An 18785-nucleotide genomic window follows, 5' to 3' on the forward strand; every position below is an offset into this window, starting at 1 on the left:
CCCCCCCCCCCCCCCCCCCCCCCCCCCACGGCTTGCTCCGATCCTCAATAGAACCCGATTCTGATTTAGCGATACCGCAAGATTGTCCCCTCACCCGACCCTCTCCCCGGAGGGGAGAGGGAACAGAGCAGCGAGGAGAACCCGATGCACTTCATGCAATCCCTGCAACAGGCATGGGTCCGCAACAACTCGCTGGTCTGCGTTGGCCTCGATCCGGAACCGGCGAAATTCCCCGCGCACTTCAAGGGCCGCACCGACGCGGTGTTCGAATTCTGCCGCGCCATCGTCGATGCCACTGCCGATGCGGTGTGCGCGTACAAGCCGCAGATCGCGCACTTCGCCGCGCTGCGTGCCGAAGATGCGCTGGAGCGCCTGATCGCGCACATCCACGCCCACCATCCTGGCGTGCCGGTGATCCTCGACGCCAAGCGCGGCGATATCGGCAGTACGGCGCAGCATTACGTCACCGAGGCGTTCGAGCGCTATGGCGCCGACGCGGTGACGCTCAACCCGTACATGGGCCGCGATTCCATCCAGCCTTTTCTCGATCGCGCCGACAAGGGCGTGATCCTGTTGTGCCGCACATCCAACCCTGGCGGCGCGGATTTCCAGGCGCTCGACTGCGGCGGCCAGCCGCTGTACCTGCGCGTGGCCGAGACCATTGCGCGCGACTGGAACAGCCACGGCAACTGCGCGCTGGTGACCGGCGCCACCTGGCCGGAAGAACTCGGCAAGGTGCGCGCCATCGTCGGCGACATGCCGTTGCTGGTGCCGGGCATCGGTGCCCAGGGCGGCGATGTGGAAGCGGTGCTCAAGCATGGGCGTACGGCGAATGGCAGCGGCCTGATGATCTCCTCCTCTCGCGCCATCCTTTACGCCGGCAACGGCGAGGATTTCGCGCAGGCGGCGCGCACTGCGGCCATAGAGCTGCGCGACACCATCAATCGCCACCGCTGACCGCGGGTTTCGTCCAACCATCAACGGCCATCGCTGACGGAAGGTGCCTCTTCTGCAGGAGCGCACCCTGCGCGCGACCGCGGCGCGATGATGTTTCTGCTACGTAGGCTTATCGCGCACAGGGTGCGCTCCTACCCAGGCGAGGCAGTCTCCAGAACGGTGGAAGGCTCCCGGCTTGAAAGCATCCGCGCCCGCAACCAACGCTCTGCGAGCGTCGACACGTAGCGCTCCAACAGTCGTCCCAATACCCAGCACAACGGCAGCGCCGGCAGGTACCACAGGAAACCCAGCGCGATATTTCCGCCCGCCGCCTTGTACAAGCGCACCAGCGCGAACACCACGAACATGTGGGTGAGATAGATCTCGTAGCTCAGGCGCCCCCACGAGCGCAGCCAACCCAGGAACGGCAGCGGTCGGTCGCCTGCACGCCACTGGCTGGTCAGTACCAGGCATAGCGCCGCGCCGGTCAGCACCAGCATGTAACCGTTGCGCAACAGGCTCCAGATCGACACGCCGTCGAACATCACCCAGCCCAGCCCAAGCACGCCCAGGCAGACAAGCAGCGTCGAAGTGCGCGGCGGCACCTTCGGATAACGGTGCACGCACAAGGCGCCGAGCACGCCAGTGGCAATCGCCGCCATGCCGGGCCAGTAAGCCTTCTCCTGCCAGATCTCGTTGCTTTCCAACGCAGCGCGTGTGAGCGGCAGCGACAGCGCCAGTATCACCAGCAGCGGCACCAGCACCGCCGTGCGCCGGATCAACAGACAGGCCAGCGGAAAACCCAGGTAAAACACTTCCTCGATCGACAACGACCACAGTACGTCCCAGTTGCCCGGGAGATAGCCGGTCATGCCCTCGTACCAGTTGAGGTGAAAGCCCAATGCCGACACGATCGCGCGCGGCAGCGTCTGGCCTTCGCGCTTGATCACGTAATCCTGCACACCCAGCACGTGCAACATGCTCAGCACCGCCACCAGCAACAGCAGGCACGGCACGATGCGCGAGAAGCGGCGTGCGTAGAACGCGCGCAGATCGACCTGCCTCAGCGACCCATGGCGGCGCAGCACATTGCCGGCAATCAGGAAACCGGAGATCACGAAGAAGATGAACACGGCTTCGTAGCCGTTGTAATTCAGGCCGGACAGCAGGCCCTTGGGCAGTACCTCGGCCAGCAGTGTTTTCTTCAGCGGAATGCGCAGACCGATGTGATGCAGCACCACCAGCAGGATGGAGAGGCCGCGCAGCAGGTCGATACCGCTGTTGCGTCCCTCGTGAATAGACGTCCGTTCCATCAACCCAGTTTCTCCACGACGAAATCAACGAAGGTACGCAGCTTGGCGGTAGGCCTCACCTCGGGGCGACGCACGATATGTACCTGTCGCTGCGGCAGTTCCCATTCTGGCAGCAGGCGCACCAGTTGCCCCGCGCGCAACGATGCTTCGAGCAATACGTCCGCCTGCACCACCACGCCCACGCCACACAGCGCTGCCGTCAGTAACGCCTGACCGTTGTTGCAGACCAGCGGGCCGACCACCGGCACTTCGACCGTCCGCTCGCCGCACTGGAAGCGCCACTGATGGTGCCGCCCCCAGGCCATGAAGCCAAGGCATGCGTGCCCGCCCAGATCTTCCGGATCACGAGGTGTGCCGTGTGCCTGCAGATAACCGGGACTGGCCACGGCGTACATGCGCGCCGGAGCCAGCGTGCGCGCGATCAAGCTGTCGTCCTGCAGCGGACCGGAACGGATGGCGACGTCGAAGCCTTCCTCATGCAGGTCGGTCACGCGGTCGTTGAGGCTCACCTCCACCTGCACGCCCGGATGAGCGGCCATGTAGGCGCCGATCACGGGCATCAGGCGATAGGCGCCCCAGGTCACTGGCGCAGTCACGCGCAACCTGCCTTGCGGTACCGCGCGCAGCGCTTCGGCCACCTGGTCGGCAGCCTGCACGCTGCTCAACACGTCGCGGCAACGCTCCTCGTAGGCGGCGCCGATTTCGGTGAGGCTATGCCGCCGCGTCGTACGGTCGAGCAGGCGCGCTCCCAGCTGCTGCTCCAGCGCCCGCACATGGTTGGCCACCATGGTGGTGGAGAGGCCGAATTCGTCCGCCACGGCAGTGAAGCTGCCCTTCTCCACCACGCGCACGAACACCGCCATGCTGGTCAGCCGATCCATTTCAAAGTCTCGCTTCAAAGTGAAGGAACTGGAACGGCATTTATAAACCAGAACAGGGCGTCGAGACTCCCCAGCACTCAAACCAGGGAGTTCGATCATGAAAGGTCTTCCCGCCATGCGCGGCCTGCTGCTGGCCTGCCTGTTGACGACCGGCGTGGCGCGGGCAGCCGACACGCCACCTACCACTCTGCCCCTGCCTGCCGACTGGTACCCGGAAAGCGTGGCTACCGGACCCGACGGCACGTTCTACGTCGGCAGCTGGCGACAGGGGGCCGTGGCCCGCATCCGGCCGGGCGCGGACCACGCGGAGGTGCTGGTGTCGCCAGGCTCCCATGGGCTCTCCAACGGCCAGGGCGTGCTGGTGGATGCGAAGCACGGCTTGCTGTGGATCTGTTCCGGCACGTTCGGCTTCACGACGGTGCCGACCCGGCCCAGTGCCCTGAAAAGCTACGACCTCGCCACCGGCGAACCACGCGCCAGCTATCCCATGCCCGAGGCGGGCTACTGCAACGACCTGGCCCAGGACGAGGCCGGCACGATCTACGTCACCGACACGTTCCATCCACGCGTGCTCCGCTGGCGCGCGGGCGACCGGGCGTTGCAGGTGTGGAAGGAAGACCCGTCATTCAGCGCCGGCCCCGAGGGCTACAAGCTCAACGGCGTCGCCATCGACCGCAACCATGTCTATGTCAGCACGGTCACGGCCGCGTATTACCTGCTTCGCATCGACGTGCAGCCCGACGGCAATGCAGGCCTCGTCACGCGCATCGACATGCCACGCACCCTGAAGAACGCCGATGCCATCCGCAGCGCGGGGCCCGATCGCCTGGTGATCTTCGAGAGCAACGCCTTCGGCCACGACGGTCCGTATGGCGGACAGATCTCGCTGGCTACCCTGGCAGGTAGCCGCGCGTCGTCACTGGTGACGCTGGTGGCAGGCCTCAACGATCCGTCTTCGGGCGTCATCGCCAACGGCCGTATCTACTTCATCGAATCGAAGTACGGCCTGCTGTTTGCGCACAAGGGCGACGATGCAGGCATTCCGCGGAACGTGCCGTTCGATGTGCAGTCGGTGGCGTTGCCCAAGTAACTGCAACCTACCCTGTAGGAGCGCACCCAGTGCGCGATCGTGGCGCCTCAACTCACCTCAGCGAACGACTGTGGCTCGACATCATCGCTGCCGCTTTTCGCGCACTGGGTGCGCTCCTACAGGGATGCTACGGATGCGCCGGCAGATCCTCGATCATCTGCCGCGCCAGCCCTTCGTAGTTGTAGTCGAAGTGATGGTCGCCCTTCTTCTCATAGACCTTGATCCATGCAGGAAGGCCAGGCTCGGCACAGATGGTGTCGTCCTTGTCCTCCAGGCCGTAGTAGCACACCACCGGCGGATGGCCCTCCAGCGCAAGCAATGGCGCATGGGCGTCGTAATGCCTCACCGGGTTGAGCCACTGGAAGAAGTCCTGCGTGTGGGTCTTCCACCAACCCTCACGCATATAGCCTTCCATTTCGATTTCGAAGTTCACGTCCATGCTGGGCGAGAGCATCACGATCTGAGCGATACGGGCGCGCCCTTCCGGGCTGAGCTGGCCAACGACGGAAGGCAGCACGTCCGCGCCGAACGAAAAGCCGATCAGCCAGATGCGCTTCTTCTCGCCCGAGGCAACCAGCCGCGCGATCAGCGCGTCGAGATCCGCTGCCGATTCTGCGGCGCTCTTCTCGCGCCAGTAGTACTGCAGCAGGCTCACGCCTTCCACGGGAATGCCGTGCGAGGCAATGATCTTGCCGAGCGACTGATCGAGATCGCGCCAGCCGCCATCGCCGGAATAGAACACGGCAACCACGTCTTCGCGTCCCGCCATCGGCACGACGCCGGCCTTGGCCGGCACGCTCACGATCGCCTCGTCCAGCGTTACGTGATGCCACGGTTGCCAGACCCACACGCCCACGCCGGCGACGACCAGGACGACCAACATCATCCAGTTCCAGAATTTTTTCAACGGCGCACCATGCCAGACAGTCCACCCGATATGAGGCTCGCCACATTGGCGAACACCAGCGGCAGGGCGATGCCATTAGGCACCGCGAGATAACGAGGTTCCCACACGGGGTCGAATTTATCCTTGTACTTGTGCAGGCCGCGGAAGTTGTAGAAGCGCTCGCCACGACCGAACAACAAGGCACCCAGGCGACTCCACAACGGCGCACTGCGGCGGTTCTGCAGTCCGGAGAACGGCGCCATGCCGAGATTGAACCAGCGATAGCCTTCGCCCTTGGCCCACTGCATCAATGCGATGAACATGAAATCCATGACGCCGGCCGTGCCTTCGGGCAGATGGCGCATGAGGTCGAGCGAAGCCTCTTCCTTGCTGTCGGTAAGGAACAGGTTGGCGAACGCGACGAGTTCTTCGTTCTGCCAGACCAACGCCATCGGCGTTCGCTGCAGGTAGGTCGGATCGAACGTGCCCAGCGAAAAGCCTTTCTCGCGCACGCCCTTGTCGCGCATCCACGCATCGGAAATCGCCTTGAGCCGCGGCAGCATCGACGCCACGCCGTCGGCCGTGATGATCTCCAGGCGCATGCCTTCGCGCGTGAGCTTGTTGACGGTGTTGCGCAGCACCTTCTTCGACTTGCCGTCGAGATTGAACTCGGCCAGCGGCACGCGTGCTTCCTCGCCGATCTTGATCAGGTTCATGCCGACTTCGAGGTAAAGGTCGAGGTCTTCCGGGCGCACCTGATAGAACAGCGGCCAGCCGCCGGAGCGCTCGCACAGGTCGCGAAAGCTCCACACCAGTTCGCGGCGCGCATCTTCGTCCTCGCCGACGGGATCACCCATCGCGACCCAGCTGCGGCCCTCCACGTCATACATGATGAAGGCCTTGCCTTCGGTATCGAACAACAGCGTCTTGTCACCCATCAGCGCGAGATGCGCCTGCGCGGAGCTGTATTGCTTGATCAACGGCAGCGCGCGCTGCAGATCGCCTTCGCCCGGCATCAGCAGATTGGGTCGCGCGGGCCGGATCAGGTTGGCCAGCGCAAACAGCAAGCCGGCCGCGGCCGCGCCGACCAGCGCACGCAACGCGCGCGGCGCGCCGCCGTGGTAGAAGCTGAACTCCCACCACAGGTTGTTGCTGTATTCCACGTGCTTGTAGCTGAAGCCGACCAGCCAGCCGGCACACACCAGCACTGCCAGGATGGCGATGATCCATCCCCACGAAAAGCTTGCACTGAACAGCGAGGCGCGCCGGTAGAACAGCTTGTGCGCGGGCGCCAACGCCAGCGCCAGCAGCGACAGCAGCGTGGCTTCTTCGTAGTCGATGCCCTTGAGCAGCGACAGCACGGCGCCGAGCACCAGGAGGATCAGCGTGAGCACGTAGGCGGCGTCGAGACGACGCTGCAGTCCACGCGCGAGGATCAGCAACATCATGCCGACCACGCTGGACAGGAAATGCGAGACTTCCAGCACCGCCAGCGGCAGCACGTCGCGCAGGATCGCCATGCGCGTAGGCAACGCGGACGTGGCGCCGGAGAACAGCAACACCGCGCCCGAGACCAGTGTGAGCCCCGCAAAGAATGGCGGCAGCAGCCCGGTGAACCACGGCGCCAGCAGCGCTTTCTGGCGCAGTCCGCGCGCTTCGCGCCACAGCACCACCAGGGTGGCCGCAAACAGCGGCAGGAAGTAGTAGATCAGGCGATAGGCAGCGAGCGCGCCGAGGATCGGCGCTTCAAGGCCTTGATTGCCCGCGGCGCCGAAGCCGGCCAGCATCACCGCTTCGAACACGCCCAGTCCGCCAGGCACATGGCTGACCAGGCCGGCGATCTGCGCCAGCACGAAAATGGCCAGGAAATGCCCGAAGCCGGTATCGACCTCGTTGGGCATCAGCAGGTACAGCACGTAGGCGGCCAGGCCCCAGTCGATCGCACCCACCAGGATCTGGCGCGCGGCAATCAGCGGCGAAGGCAGGTTCACGCGCCAGCGCCAGACGCGCAGCGGACGACCCAGCAGCTTTCCGCCCACCAGCCACAGCAGCGGCACCAGGGTGATCGCCGCGGCCAGTGGCAGGCGCAGGCTGGCGAGCGGCAACGACGGCGGCACCGGCACAAGCAACAACGTGACGCCGGTGAGCGCGCACAGGCCAAGCCAGAAACTCAGCGTCGTATACAGCACCACTTTCGCCACTTCGGCGGTGGTGAGTCCGGCCTGGATATAGAAGCGGTAGCGGATGGAACCGGAGATCAGCAGCGCCATGCCCAGCGCGTTGCTGAAGGCGTAGCTGATGAAGGAAATCAGGCTGACCTGCGGGCCTGGCAGGCGCTTGCCGATGGAGGCCAGGCCGAACCAGTCATACAGGATCATCATCCCGTAACTGCCCGCGGTGAGCAGCACGGCCAGGGCAATGCGACGGTTCTCCAATCCGTGGACGTAGCGCGCCACCTCGCGGTAGCTCACCTCGCTGGCGAGGCGATGCAATGCCCACAGCGCCAGGCACAGCAAGGCGACGGAAAGCAGTGGGCCGGCGAGACGGCGCAACCGGGCCATCAGGCCGGGGCGAGTCGTCACCTCACCGGAAATCGAGGCGTTCGCCCCCGTCTGCTCCACCACGCTTTCAACGCCTCCACATCGACCAGCGCAAGACCTCCGCCGCGACCTCGTAGGATAACGGGTCGCGGACCTCTCCTGTTCGATCGTGGCAGGGCGAAATGACACTGGTTGCGGCTGCTTCAGGCAGCCGCAACCGCAACGTCAGGATTTGGCGCTCAGGCCCCTGGCCATGCGGGCCACCCAGCGGTACATCACGATGACCACGGCGACGAAGGCTGCGCCGCCGAGCCACTGGGCCTTGTCCGCGAAGCCCGGGCCGACCACGGCCAGCGGTGCGGCCGGATTGCTGAAGCCCAGCTTGTCGGCGAATGCGACGATGGCGGCGATCAGCACGCCGATGATGCTCTCGCCCACGATCAGGCCCGAGGCCAGCAGCACGCCGAGTTGCTTGGTGGATTCCGGCTTGGCCGAGCGATCGGCGCGGCGGTCGAAATACCAGCCGACGATGGAGCCGACCACCACCATCAGCGTGCTCACCGTGGGCAGGTAGATACCCAGGCCCACCGCCAGCGGCGGCAGGCTCATACGCTTGGTGGTACGGCGAAGAATCTCGTCCAACGCAATGATCACCACGCCGATCCAGATGCCCGTGATGATCAGGCTCCAGTCGATGTTGTTGGTGATCACGCCCTGCGCCAGCGCCGAGATCAGGCCGGCCTGCGGCGCCGGCAGCGCGTGCTCGCCCACGCCGGCCACACCGGCGAAGCCGTAGGCCTTGTTGAGCAGGTCCAGCACCGGCGGAATCACCGCTGCGCCAGCGATCACGCCGATCACCAGTGCCACCTGCTGGCGCCACGGCGTGGCGTCGACCAGCTGGCCGGTCTTGAGGTCCTGCAGGTTGTTGTTGGCGATGGCCGCCACGGTGAACACCACCGAGGTGATGAACAGCGCAAACGCCACCAGCGCCTTGCCCGCCTCCGGATCCACATGCGGCTTGACGAATGCCACCAGCAGCAGCGCAGCGGCGATCACCACCAGGATGCCCACGCCCGACAGCGGGCTGTTGGAGGAACCGATCAGGCCGGCCATGTAGCCGCACACGGTCGAAACGAAGAAGCCCATCAGCACCACGAAGGCCACGCCGCCGATGGCAAGCACGGCGACGTGATCGCCCAGGCCGCTGATGGAACCGAAGTAACCGAGCAGCCACGCAATCGGCACGAAGCAGGCCAGCGTCACCAGACCCACGATGCCGATCGGGATGTCACGTTCGGTGCGCGGCAAGGTGTCGGCCTTGCCGGCCTTGCGCACGCGCGAGGCGGCCATGGCACCGGCGAGGCCGCTGATCACCGGCTTGACCAGCTTGGCCAGCGTCCAGATAGCCGAAACGCCGATGGCGCCGGCACCCACGAAACGCACCTTGTGGCTCCAAGTCCCCTGCGCGAGATCCGCCACCGAGGCGGTGAGATCGCCCATCAGTGAATAGTGCGGCACGCCCCAGCCCCAGCCGATCAGCGCGCCGATCAGCATCGCCAGACCCACCGAGAGGCCGACCAGGTGGCCGATCGCGAACAGCGCAAACGAAAGATTGAAATCGAACCCGCTGACCGAGCCCTTGTTGCCCACGCGGAAGTACTGCACCACGTCGCTGGCAAACACCTGCGTGGCGACCACCACGGCGAACACCGCCGAGACCACCGAGCCCCACAGCACGGCGAGCAGGCCGGCACGGCCCTCCTCCACGCTATCGGAACCCGCTTCGCCGCCACTGCCCACCTTGAGCACCTCGGCGCAGGCCAGGCCTTCCGGGTACGGCAAGTCCGAATTGGTCACCAGCGCGCGACGCAGCGGAATGGAATACATCACGCCCAGGATGCCGCCCAGCGCGCACACCGCGAACGACATCCAGAACGGGAAATCCGCCCACCAGCCGATCATGATCATGCCGGGCAGCACGAAGATGATCGACGACAGCGTGCCCGCCGCCGAAGCGATCGTCTGCACGATGTTGTTTTCCTGGATCGTCGAATCCTTGAAGCCGCGCAGCAGCGCCATCGAGATGACCGCCGCGGGGATCGAGGTGGCGAACGTGAGGCCGGCCTTGAGGCCGAAGAACACATTGGCTGCCGTGAAGACCACCGTGATGATGACGCCCAGGATCAGGCCGCGGATGGTCAGTTCCTTCTGGCTTCCGGAAATGGAATGGTTGGCGCTCACGCGTGCGTACCCGTCATGTTGTTGCTCCCCTGGTGGCCGTCCGCGGACGACATGGCTACGACGGCCCCAGCGGGCCAGCGCGTAGGGTTGCCGCAATCGAGAGGATACGCAACGGTTTTGGTGGTGCCGGGCGGCTGGGTGGGTTTGGTCCTGGGGCGTTGGCTTGGGATATGTCTGAGACCGCGGGCCGCGGCGAGGCCGAACTGGAGATGGCGGACGGTCGCGATTGCCCTTCTCCTCTCCACCGTGGTGGCAATGCCATGTCGGTGGTTACTTTTCTCTTACGCCAGGCATCCTGCCCTCCGCCCTTCCTCGCTCCTCAAAGCCGGCGCCATCCATGGAGCCGCCTCCCCGCGTGCGGGCAGGCTTCGCCGTTCGCACGCGCTCGAAGCGCGTGCGTGGGCAGCAAAAGAACAGTGACTTAGCGGTCCCACGGGACTGGCTTGCGCGTCGCCGGCAGGACGTCGAAACGCCCACTGCGTCCCACGGAGTCTTCCTTCGGTCGTAGGCGGTACGCTGACGGTATCGCCACATCAAGAAGCGAAGGGCAAAGTCACTGGATGACGCACTGCGCTCGCCCCTTCGGGGCCGCCCCACGGGCGTTCTGCGCGCTTCGCGCTTGTCCGGCCCTTAGCCCTTTGGGGGTGCGTTGGGACGACGACAGGAAAAAACTGGGACGAAAGGCCGTCGCGCACAGGGTGCGCTCCCACAGGGGCGGCTGCTTGCAAGGGAGGCCGCCACACTACGACAGGCTGCTGCGCAACAGCAGGCCACACGAAAACGACTACTCGTCCACCCCCGGATCCATCCCCGGAAACAACACTTCGGTATAGCCAAACTTGCTGAAATCCGTGATCCGCGATGGATACAGCCGCCCGATCAGGTGATCGCACTCATGCTGCACCACGCGCGCGTGGAACCCCTCCGCGTTGCGATCGATCGCCTCGCCCTTCGGGTCCACGCCCTGATAGCGGATCAAGGTGTATCGGCTCACCGCACCACGCAGCCCCGGCACGGACAGGCAGCCTTCCCAGCCTTCCTCCATGTCATGCGAGAGCGGCGTGATCACCGGATTGAGCAGGATCGTGCGCGGCACGGCCGGTGCGTCCGGATAACGCTCGGAACGGTCGAAACCGAAGATCACCAGCTGCAGGTCCACGCCGATCTGCGGAGCCGCCAGGCCCACGCCGCCAGCGTCGTGCATGGTGTCGAACATGTCGGCGATCAGCGCGTCCAGCTCGGCGCTGCCGATCATCGCGTCGGGTACCGCTGGGGCCACCCGCAGCAGCCTGGGATCACCCATCTTCAGGATCTCGCGAATCATGAAAAACCTCGCCTCATCATTGATTTGGCCGCGACCTCGAGGACCAGGCCCCGCCGCCCAGTGTACGCGCGGGGCATGTCCGGTACGTGTAGCGCAGGGCTGCCCGCATTCGACCAATGGCTAATATTTGGCGGCGCATAATGGCATTGACCCCCGGAGCCACCGGGACGACCCTGTCGGGGGACTGTCCAGGAGCCAATCCGCATGTCAACCGTCGCCGTCAAACCCAGCCCGGCAGGCAAGATCCTGTGGGCCGCCATCGCCATCGTGGGTGCCTGGTGCCTGGGCGTCGTCGCCCTGCGCCGTGGCGAACCCATCAACGCCATCTGGCTGGTCGCCGCCGCGATTGCCGTATTCGTCATCGGCTACCGCTTCTACGGCAAGTTCATCAACGACCGCGTGTTGCGCATGGACCCCACGCGCGCCACGCCGGCCGTGCTGCGCAATGACGGCCTGGACTATGTGCCGACTGACAAATGGGTGGTATTCGGACATCACTTTGCCGCGATCGCTGGCGCGGGACCGCTGGTAGGTCCGGTGCTTGCCGCGCAAATGGGCTACCTGCCGGGCACGTTGTGGATCCTGTTCGGCGTGGTGTTCGCCGGTGCAGTGCAGGACTTCATGATCCTGGGCCTTTCGGTACGCCGGGACGGACGGTCTCTGGGCAACATGCTGCGGGACGAACTGGGCCCCGTGGCCGGCGTGGTCGCCATGTTCGGCGTGCTGGTGCTAATGATGATCGTGCTGGCGGTGCTGGCGCTGGTGGTGGTGAAGGCGCTCACGCACAGTCCCTGGGGCACCTATACGGTGGCGTGCACGATTCCGATCGCGTTGCTGATGGGCGTTTACTTGCGCTGGTTCCGCCCGGGCAAGATCCTCGAAGTGTCGATCATCGGCCTGGTCCTGCTGTTGCTGGCGATCTGGAGCGGCGCCTTCGTCGCCGTGTCGCCCACCTGGGGGCCGCTGTTCGACTTCGACGCCAAGGCGCTGGCCTGGCTGCTGATCGCCTATGGCTTCTGCGCTTCGGTGCTGCCGGTGTGGCTGCTGCTCGCGCCGCGCGATTACCTCTCCACCTTCCTCAAGATCGGCACCATCCTGCTGCTGGCGCTGGCCATCTTCCTGGCTGCCCCGACACTGCAGATGCCGGCGTTGACCAAGTTCGTGGACGGCTCCGGACCGGTGTTCCAGGGCAACCTGTTCCCGTTCCTGTTCATCACCATCGCCTGCGGTGCCGTATCGGGCTGGCATTCGATCATCGCCTCAGGCACCACGCCCAAGCTCATTTCCAATGAGGGCGAGGCCCGCATGATCGGCTACGGCGGCATGTTGATGGAGGCCTTCGTCGCCATCATGGCGCTGGTAGCCGCCGCCTCGCTGCACCCGGGCGTGTATTTCGCGATGAACTCGCCGGCCGCGCTGATCGGCACCACCGCGCAGGACGCCGCTACGGCCATCAGCCAATGGGGCTTCGTAGTGACGCCGGACGAACTGCTCAGCACCGCGCAGAACATCGGCGAGAAGACCATCCTCAGCCGCGCCGGCGGTGCGCCGACGCTGGCGGTGGGCATGGCCCAGCTGCTGCACGGGATCATCCCGGGCGAAGGCATGATGGCGTTCTGGTACCACTACGCCATCCTGTTCGAAGCGCTGTTCATCCTCACCACGGTAGATGCCGGCACGCGCGTGGGCCGCTTCATGATCCAGGAGATCGCCGGCCTCATCCACAAGCCACTGCAGCACACCGAGTCGTGGACCGGCAACCTGCTCGCGACTGCCATTTGCGTGGGCCTGTGGGGTTACTTCCTTTACCAGGGCGCGGTCGATCCGCTGGGCGGCATCAACACGCTGTGGCCATTGTTCGGCATCGCCAACCAGATGCTCGCCGCGGTAGCGCTGATGCTGGCCACGGTGGTCACGGTGAAGCTCAAGCGCGAACGCTATGTGTGGGTGCCGGGCATCCCGGCGATCTGGCTGGTGGTGTGCACGCTCACCGCAGGCTGGCAGAAACTGAGTGGCCCGATCAGCTTCACCGCCGCCGCCAACAAGTACGCTCAGGCCGCTGCGGACGGCAAGCTGCTGGCACCTGCCAAGACTGTGGAGGAGATGCAACGCATCGTCACCAACAACTACGTCGACGCTGCGCTCACCGGCATCTTCATGCTGTTGATCCTGACCATGCTGGGCTTTGCCCTCAATGCGATCATGAAGGCATGGCGCATCAACCACCCGACCGCCCACGAGGAGCCGTACGTGGCGCTGGGGAGCGTGCCCACCCGCTGAGGGCTGCGATATGAACCTGACGAACCTGCAAGCGATACGGAAATGGGCGGTGCAGACCGCCCGCCTCTGTTGCGGCATTCCCGACTATGACGTCTACGTGAAACACCTGCGCGAGCACCATCCGGACCGGCCAGTGCCCAGCTACAAGGAGTTCTTTCGCGAACGCCAGGTGGCCCGCTACAAGGGAACGGGCGGTCGCTGCTGCTGAAAAACGACACCGCGAGATTTGGAGGCCATGTCCCGTCCGGGGCATGGCCTTTCTTGTGGGTCCATGACGGCTGGCGGTGGGCAGACCGTCGCCTTGCATTCATCATGACGCGGCGACCCTGTCCCTCCGCTGCTTACCTTGCTCCATGACCCAACACCACTTCACCGGCCCCAGTTCCGAGATCGAGGCGCAACACAGCCTCGGCCTTCGCGTGATCGCCATCTACAAGGGCATCAAGACCATAGGCCTGCTGTTCGTGGCCGCCGCGGCCTTCCACCTGGAGCGCGAGCAGAACTTCGACCGCTTCGTGCACTGGCTGGAACACCTCTCGCTCACCGACAGCAACGGGCTGCGCTGGCAGCTGGTAGGCCTGCTCCAGCAATGGGGCCACAGCCGCTTCATCGCGGTCGGGCTTGTGGCCATCGGCTATGCGGTCATCTTCGCGACCGAAGGTACGGGCCTGTGGCTGCGCAAACACTGGGCAGAATGGTTCACCGTGATCGCCACCGGCTCGCTGATCCCGCTGGAGATCTACGAAGTGTTCCATCACTTCACCTGGCTGAAGCTGGCGGCGCTGCTGGGGAATATCGCGATCGTGGTGTATCTGGTGCGGATCGCGATGCAGCCGAGGCCGAAGAAGGCTAGGGAAGGTTGAGGCTGTTTTCGGGCGCGTGTTGAAGCGCTATCGGGCCACCTCTCACCATCAGCCTGAGCTCGCTTTCATTGTAGGAGCGCACCGTGTGCGCGAGGCCTTTCGCCTCGCTCCTTCCTATCCGTCACCCCTGCGAAGGCAGGAGTCCAGTGACTTTGGCCAGCGCTACTGATCTAGCGCTATCGCGAGCTTGCTCGCCTGCGGCGGGATGACGAATAGTGAAGACCGAGGCGAAAGGTCTCGCGCACAGGGTGCGTTCCTACAGGGGGAGCAGGGACACGTAGCCGGCCGGGGCGGCAGGGCGATACCACCGCCCGACAGGCAGCCGAACCAGGACACCCAACGCAAAATCCCCGTGTTTACAACAAATTAGCTCTGGCATGAGCTGCGAACACAGCCTTACCCCGACATCTTCCCCCATTGCTGCGCCGCAGAAACCCTCACCCGCCTTGGGGTACAATGCGCGTTTTCGCACGGCCCCGTTCCCCGAATGATCGCACTCGACGGGCAGAGCGCCCTCTCCCCTTTTCGTCTCGAACGCCTGAACGCGCGCCTCGAAGCCATTCACCGTGGCACGCGCGTCCAGTCGTCGTGGTTCATCTATTTCATCGACGCCGATCGCGCGCCAGAGGGCGAGCAGCATCGTCGCCTGCTGGAAGTGCTGGAGGCGAAGGACGGCGCGCCCGAGTCCGCTTCGCTGTGGGTGGTGCCGCGACTGGGCACGATCTCGCCGTGGTCGAGCAAGGCCACCGACATCCTGCATGGCGCCGGCTTCGACGTGCGTCGCGTGGAGCGTGGCATTGCCTGGCAGGTAGCCGGCTTGCCGGCAGCCGGTCAGCCGCAGTACGACGCAGTGATGAACGTGCTGCACGATGCGATGACGCAGTCCGTGCTCACGAATCTCGATGAGGCGCAACACCTGTTCCTCGGCGGCCAGCCCGGCCCGCTCGTCTACATCGAACTGGGTGGCGACGCCAAGGCGGCGCTGGACAAGGCGAACAAGGAACTGGGCCTCGCGCTGGCCGACGACGAGATCGAATACCTCGTCGAGCGTTATACGGAACTCGGTCGCGACCCGACCGACGCCGAACTTTTCATGTTCGCGCAGGCCAATTCCGAGCACTGCCGCCACAAGGTGTTCAACGCGAGCTGGACGGTGGATGGCGAGGCACAGGACAAGAGCCTGTTCGCCATGATCAAGAACACCCACCAGCACTCGCCCGCCTACACGCTGTCCGCCTACAAGGACAACGCTGCCGTGGTCGAAGGCTTCGAGGGCAACCGCTTCTTCGCCGACCAGGACGGCGTGTGGCGCGCGCATCCGGAACGCGTCGAGTACGCCATCAAGGTGGAGACGCACAACCATCCGACGGCCATCGCGCCGTGGCCGGGCGCCGCCACCGGCGCGGGCGGCGAGATCCGCGACGAAGGCGCGACCGGTCGCGGTGCCAAGCCGAAGGCCGGCCTCACCGGTTTCTCGGTCTCCGACCTGCGTATCCCGGGCCTGCCGCGCCCGTGGGAAGTGGACCGTCCGTTGCCGCCGCACATGGCCACGGCGTTCGAGATCATGCGTGACGGCCCGCTCGGCGCCGCTGCGTTCAACAACGAGTTCGGCCGCCCCGCGCTGGGCGGCTACCTGCGTACTTACGAGCACGAAACTGGCGAAGCCGGCGTGCGTCGCGGTTACGACAAGCCGATCATGATCGCCGGTGGCCTCGCCAACATCCGCGCGGGCCACGTGCAGAAGCACGACGTGCAGCCAGGCAACAAGGTGATCGTGCTGGGTGGTCCGGCCATGCTGATCGGTCTGGGCGGTGGCGCTGCGTCATCTGTTGCGTCGGGCACGTCGAGCAAGGAACTCGACTTCGCGTCCGTGCAGCGCGACAACGCCGAGATGGAACGTCGCGCGCAGCAGGTGATCGACAGCTGCTGGGCGCGTGGCGACAAGAACCCGATCGTCAGCGTGCACGACGTGGGTGCGGGCGGTTTGTCCAACGCCATTCCCGAACTGCTCAACGACGCCGGCGTCGGTGGCCACATCGACCTTTCCAGGGTGCCGTGCGATGACCCGTCGCTGTCGCCGATGCAGATCTGGAGCAACGAGTCGCAGGAGCGTTATGTGCTCGCGATCGGTGCGGACGATCTCGCCGAGTTCGAGGACTACTGCAAGCGCGAGCGTTGCCCGTATGCCGTGGTGGGCGAAGCCACCGCCGAGCGTCATCTCGTCGTGCACGATCCGCGCACCGACACCAAGGTGATCGATCTGCCGATGGACGTGCTGTTCGGCAAGCCGCCGCGCATGCATCGCGACGCGACGCGCCTCAAGCCACGCATCGACGTGGTGCCCGACCTCGGCGGCATCAGCATGGACGAGGCCCTGCTGCGCGTGTTGCGCCTGCCTACCGTGGGCAGCAAGAGCTTCCTCATCACCATCGGTGACCGCACCGTGGGCGGCCTCAACCACCGCGACCCGATGGTCGGCCCGTGGCAGGTGCCGGTGGCCGATGCCGCCGTCACCATCACCGATTTCGACAACTACACCGGCGAAGCGATGGCGATGGCCGAGCGCGCCCCGGTGGCGTTGCTCAACAGCGCCGATGCCGCGCGCCTCGCCGTCGGCGAAGCCATCACCAACCTCGCGGCCGCACCGATCGCTTCGCTGGGCGAAGTGCGCCTGTCGGCGAACTGGCAGGCCGCGGTGAACTACCCGGGCGAAGACGCCGCGCTGTTCGATGCGGTGAAGGCCGTGGGCATGGAACTGTGCCCCGAGCTGGACATCTCCATTCCGGTCGGCAAGGACTCGCTATCCATGCAGACGGTGTGGAAGGACGGCGACACCACGCAGCGCACCGTCTCGCCGGTGTCGCTGGTGATCACCGGCTTTGCCCGCGTCACCGACGTGCGCCGCACGCTGACGCCGCAGCTGCGCATGGATCGCGGCGATTCGGAACTGTGGCTGCTCGACCTCGGCGCCTGCCGCGATCGCCTCGGCGGTTCCGCGCTGACGCAGGTGTTCAATCGTGGCGGCGGCGTGCCGCCGGATCTGGATGACGCCAAGCGCCTGAAGTCTCTGTTCAACCTCGTGCAGGAAGCCAATGCAGGCGGCCTGCTGATGGCCTACCACGACCGCTCCGACGGCGGCGTCATCGTGACCTTGCTGGAAATGGCGTTTGCCGGCCATTGCGGCCTGGAAATCCATCTCGATGGCTGGGCGGAAGCCGCGCTGCGCGCGCTGTTCAACGAGGAACTCGGCGCCGTCATGCAGGTGGCCACGGCCAACCGCGAGGCGTTCGAGGCGCTGCTGGTGAAGCACGAACTCACGGGCATGGCTTATCGCATCGGCCGCCCGAAGGAAAAGCTGGGCATCAAGTTGTTCCACGGCGGCGACACGCTGTTCAAGTGGAACTGGCGCACGCTGTTCGAGGCGTGGAACGAAACCAGCCACGCCATGCAGCGCCTGCGCGACAACCCGATCAGCGCCGACGCCGAGAACGAGTGGCGCCTGGACGATGCCGATCCGGGCATCAGCCCCAGGCTCACGTTCGAACCGGCCGATGACATTGCCGCCCCCTTCATTGCCAAGGGCGCCCGCCCCCGCGTGGCCGTGCTGCGCGAGCAGGGCGTCAACGGCCAGGTGGAGATGTCGGCTGCGTTCACGCGCGCCGGGTTCGATGCGGTGGACGTCCACATGTCCGACCTCGCCAGCGGCCGCATCAAGCTCGCCGATTTCCGTGGCCTCGCCGCCTGCGGTGGCTTCTCCTATGGCGACGTGCTCGGCGCGGGTCGTGGCTGGGCCACGTCCATCCTCTACAACGAATTCCTGCGTGCACAGTTCAGCGCGTTCTTCGCCGATACGCAGCGCTTCGCGCTGGGCGTGTGCAACGGCTGCCAGATGATGAGCCAGCTCAAGGACATCATTCCGGGCGCAGCACACTGGCCGAAGTTCCTGCGCAATGCGTCCGAGCAGTACGAGGCGCGCGTGGCCACACTGGAAGTGCTCGATTCGCCGAGCATCTTTTTCAAGGGCATGGCCGGTTCGCGCATTCCGGTCGCCGTGGCCCATGGCGAAGGCCGGGTGAGTTTCCCGTACAGCTGCAGTCCGTCAAAGGCGGGCGGCGCCGTGCGCTACGTCGACAACCGCGGCAAGCCGACCGAGGATTACCCGCTCAATCCGAACGGCTCGCCCGGTGGCCTCACTGGCTTCACCGCCGCCGACGGCCGCGTGACCATCCTGATGCCGCACCCGGAGCGCGTGTTCCGTTCGGTGCAGATGAGCTGGCATCCGGAGAAGTGGGGTGAGGATTCGCCGTGGATGCGCATGTTCCGCAACGCGCGGGTGTGGTGCGGCTGATGCCGGACCGCCACGCCAGGCCTCTCTTGCGAGCCTGACGTGGCGCCTTCCGTGACACGCCGGTGGATGCGTTGGCTGCCGGC

The 18785-nt window shown here is 65.4% G+C and carries 12 protein-coding genes; 6 read left to right on the plus strand and 6 right to left on the minus strand.

The window, feature by feature from the left end:
• The first annotated feature begins 144 nt into the window (after positions 1-144).
• Positions 145-957, plus strand: a complete 813-nt coding sequence (gene pyrF, locus VFG49_RS11340; RefSeq protein ID WP_324860516.1) for an orotidine-5'-phosphate decarboxylase — start codon at positions 145-147, stop codon at positions 955-957.
• 131 nt (positions 958-1088) lie between these two features.
• Here the strand turns inward: pyrF and VFG49_RS11345 are convergent, their stop codons facing one another.
• The gene (locus VFG49_RS11345) at positions 1089-2249 is read right to left on the minus strand and encodes an acyltransferase (protein WP_324860518.1); all 1161 of its coding nucleotides are present in this window, start codon (positions 2247-2249) and stop codon (positions 1089-1091) included.
• Positions 2249-3130 carry a LysR family transcriptional regulator gene (locus VFG49_RS11350; RefSeq protein WP_324860520.1) on the minus strand — a complete coding sequence of 294 codons (882 nt, stop codon included), beginning with the start codon at positions 3128-3130 and terminating at the stop codon, positions 2249-2251. The genes VFG49_RS11345 and VFG49_RS11350 overlap by 1 nt, the downstream gene beginning before the upstream one ends.
• A gap of 97 nt (positions 3131-3227) precedes the next feature.
• On the opposite strand from VFG49_RS11350, the gene VFG49_RS11355 reads away from it, so the two are divergent.
• Complete coding sequence (locus VFG49_RS11355; protein ID WP_324860523.1) at positions 3228-4220, plus strand: hypothetical protein; 993 nt, start codon at positions 3228-3230, stop codon at positions 4218-4220.
• A 127-nt stretch (positions 4221-4347) separates the two neighbouring features.
• Here VFG49_RS11355 and VFG49_RS11360 read toward each other — a convergent pair whose 3' ends face one another.
• The 4 genes from VFG49_RS11360 to def form a co-directional block, all read right to left on the minus strand.
• Positions 4348-5103 carry an AcvB/VirJ family lysyl-phosphatidylglycerol hydrolase gene (locus tag VFG49_RS11360; protein WP_324860525.1) on the minus strand — a complete coding sequence of 252 codons (756 nt, stop codon included), beginning with the start codon at positions 5101-5103 and terminating at the stop codon, positions 4348-4350.
• Positions 5104-5123: 20 nt separating this feature from the next.
• Positions 5124-7730 carry a bifunctional lysylphosphatidylglycerol flippase/synthetase MprF gene (gene mprF / locus VFG49_RS11365; protein ID WP_324860527.1) on the minus strand — a complete coding sequence of 869 codons (2607 nt, stop codon included), beginning with the start codon at positions 7728-7730 and terminating at the stop codon, positions 5124-5126.
• Between the two features lie 141 nt (positions 7731-7871).
• A complete protein-coding gene (locus tag VFG49_RS11370; protein WP_324860529.1) occupies positions 7872-9887 on the minus strand; it encodes an OPT family oligopeptide transporter in 2016 nt (671 codons plus the stop codon).
• 784 nt (positions 9888-10671) lie between these two features.
• Positions 10672-11211 (minus strand): peptide deformylase, encoded by a 540-nt coding sequence (gene def / locus VFG49_RS11375; protein ID WP_324860531.1) that lies wholly within the window; start codon positions 11209-11211, stop codon positions 10672-10674.
• 204 nt (positions 11212-11415) lie between these two features.
• On the opposite strand from def, the gene VFG49_RS11380 reads away from it, so the two are divergent.
• From VFG49_RS11380 to purL, 4 genes are all read left to right on the plus strand, one after another.
• Positions 11416-13491: a carbon starvation CstA family protein gene (locus tag VFG49_RS11380; RefSeq protein ID WP_324860533.1), complete on the plus strand. Its 2076-nt coding sequence runs from the start codon at positions 11416-11418 to the stop codon at positions 13489-13491.
• A gap of 10 nt (positions 13492-13501) precedes the next feature.
• Positions 13502-13699, plus strand: coding sequence for a YbdD/YjiX family protein (locus tag VFG49_RS11385; RefSeq protein WP_324860535.1), 198 nt, complete (start codon positions 13502-13504; stop codon positions 13697-13699).
• Between the two features lie 145 nt (positions 13700-13844).
• Positions 13845-14354, plus strand: a complete 510-nt coding sequence (locus VFG49_RS11390; RefSeq protein WP_324860537.1) for a DUF2127 domain-containing protein — start codon at positions 13845-13847, stop codon at positions 14352-14354.
• A 487-nt stretch (positions 14355-14841) separates the two neighbouring features.
• Positions 14842-18702, plus strand: coding sequence for a phosphoribosylformylglycinamidine synthase (gene purL, locus VFG49_RS11395; RefSeq protein ID WP_324860539.1), 3861 nt, complete (start codon positions 14842-14844; stop codon positions 18700-18702).
• Positions 18703-18785: the final 83 nt, after the last annotated feature.

The organism is Dyella sp. (assembly GCF_035685885.1).
Taxonomy (GTDB): domain Bacteria; phylum Pseudomonadota; class Gammaproteobacteria; order Xanthomonadales; family Rhodanobacteraceae; genus Dyella.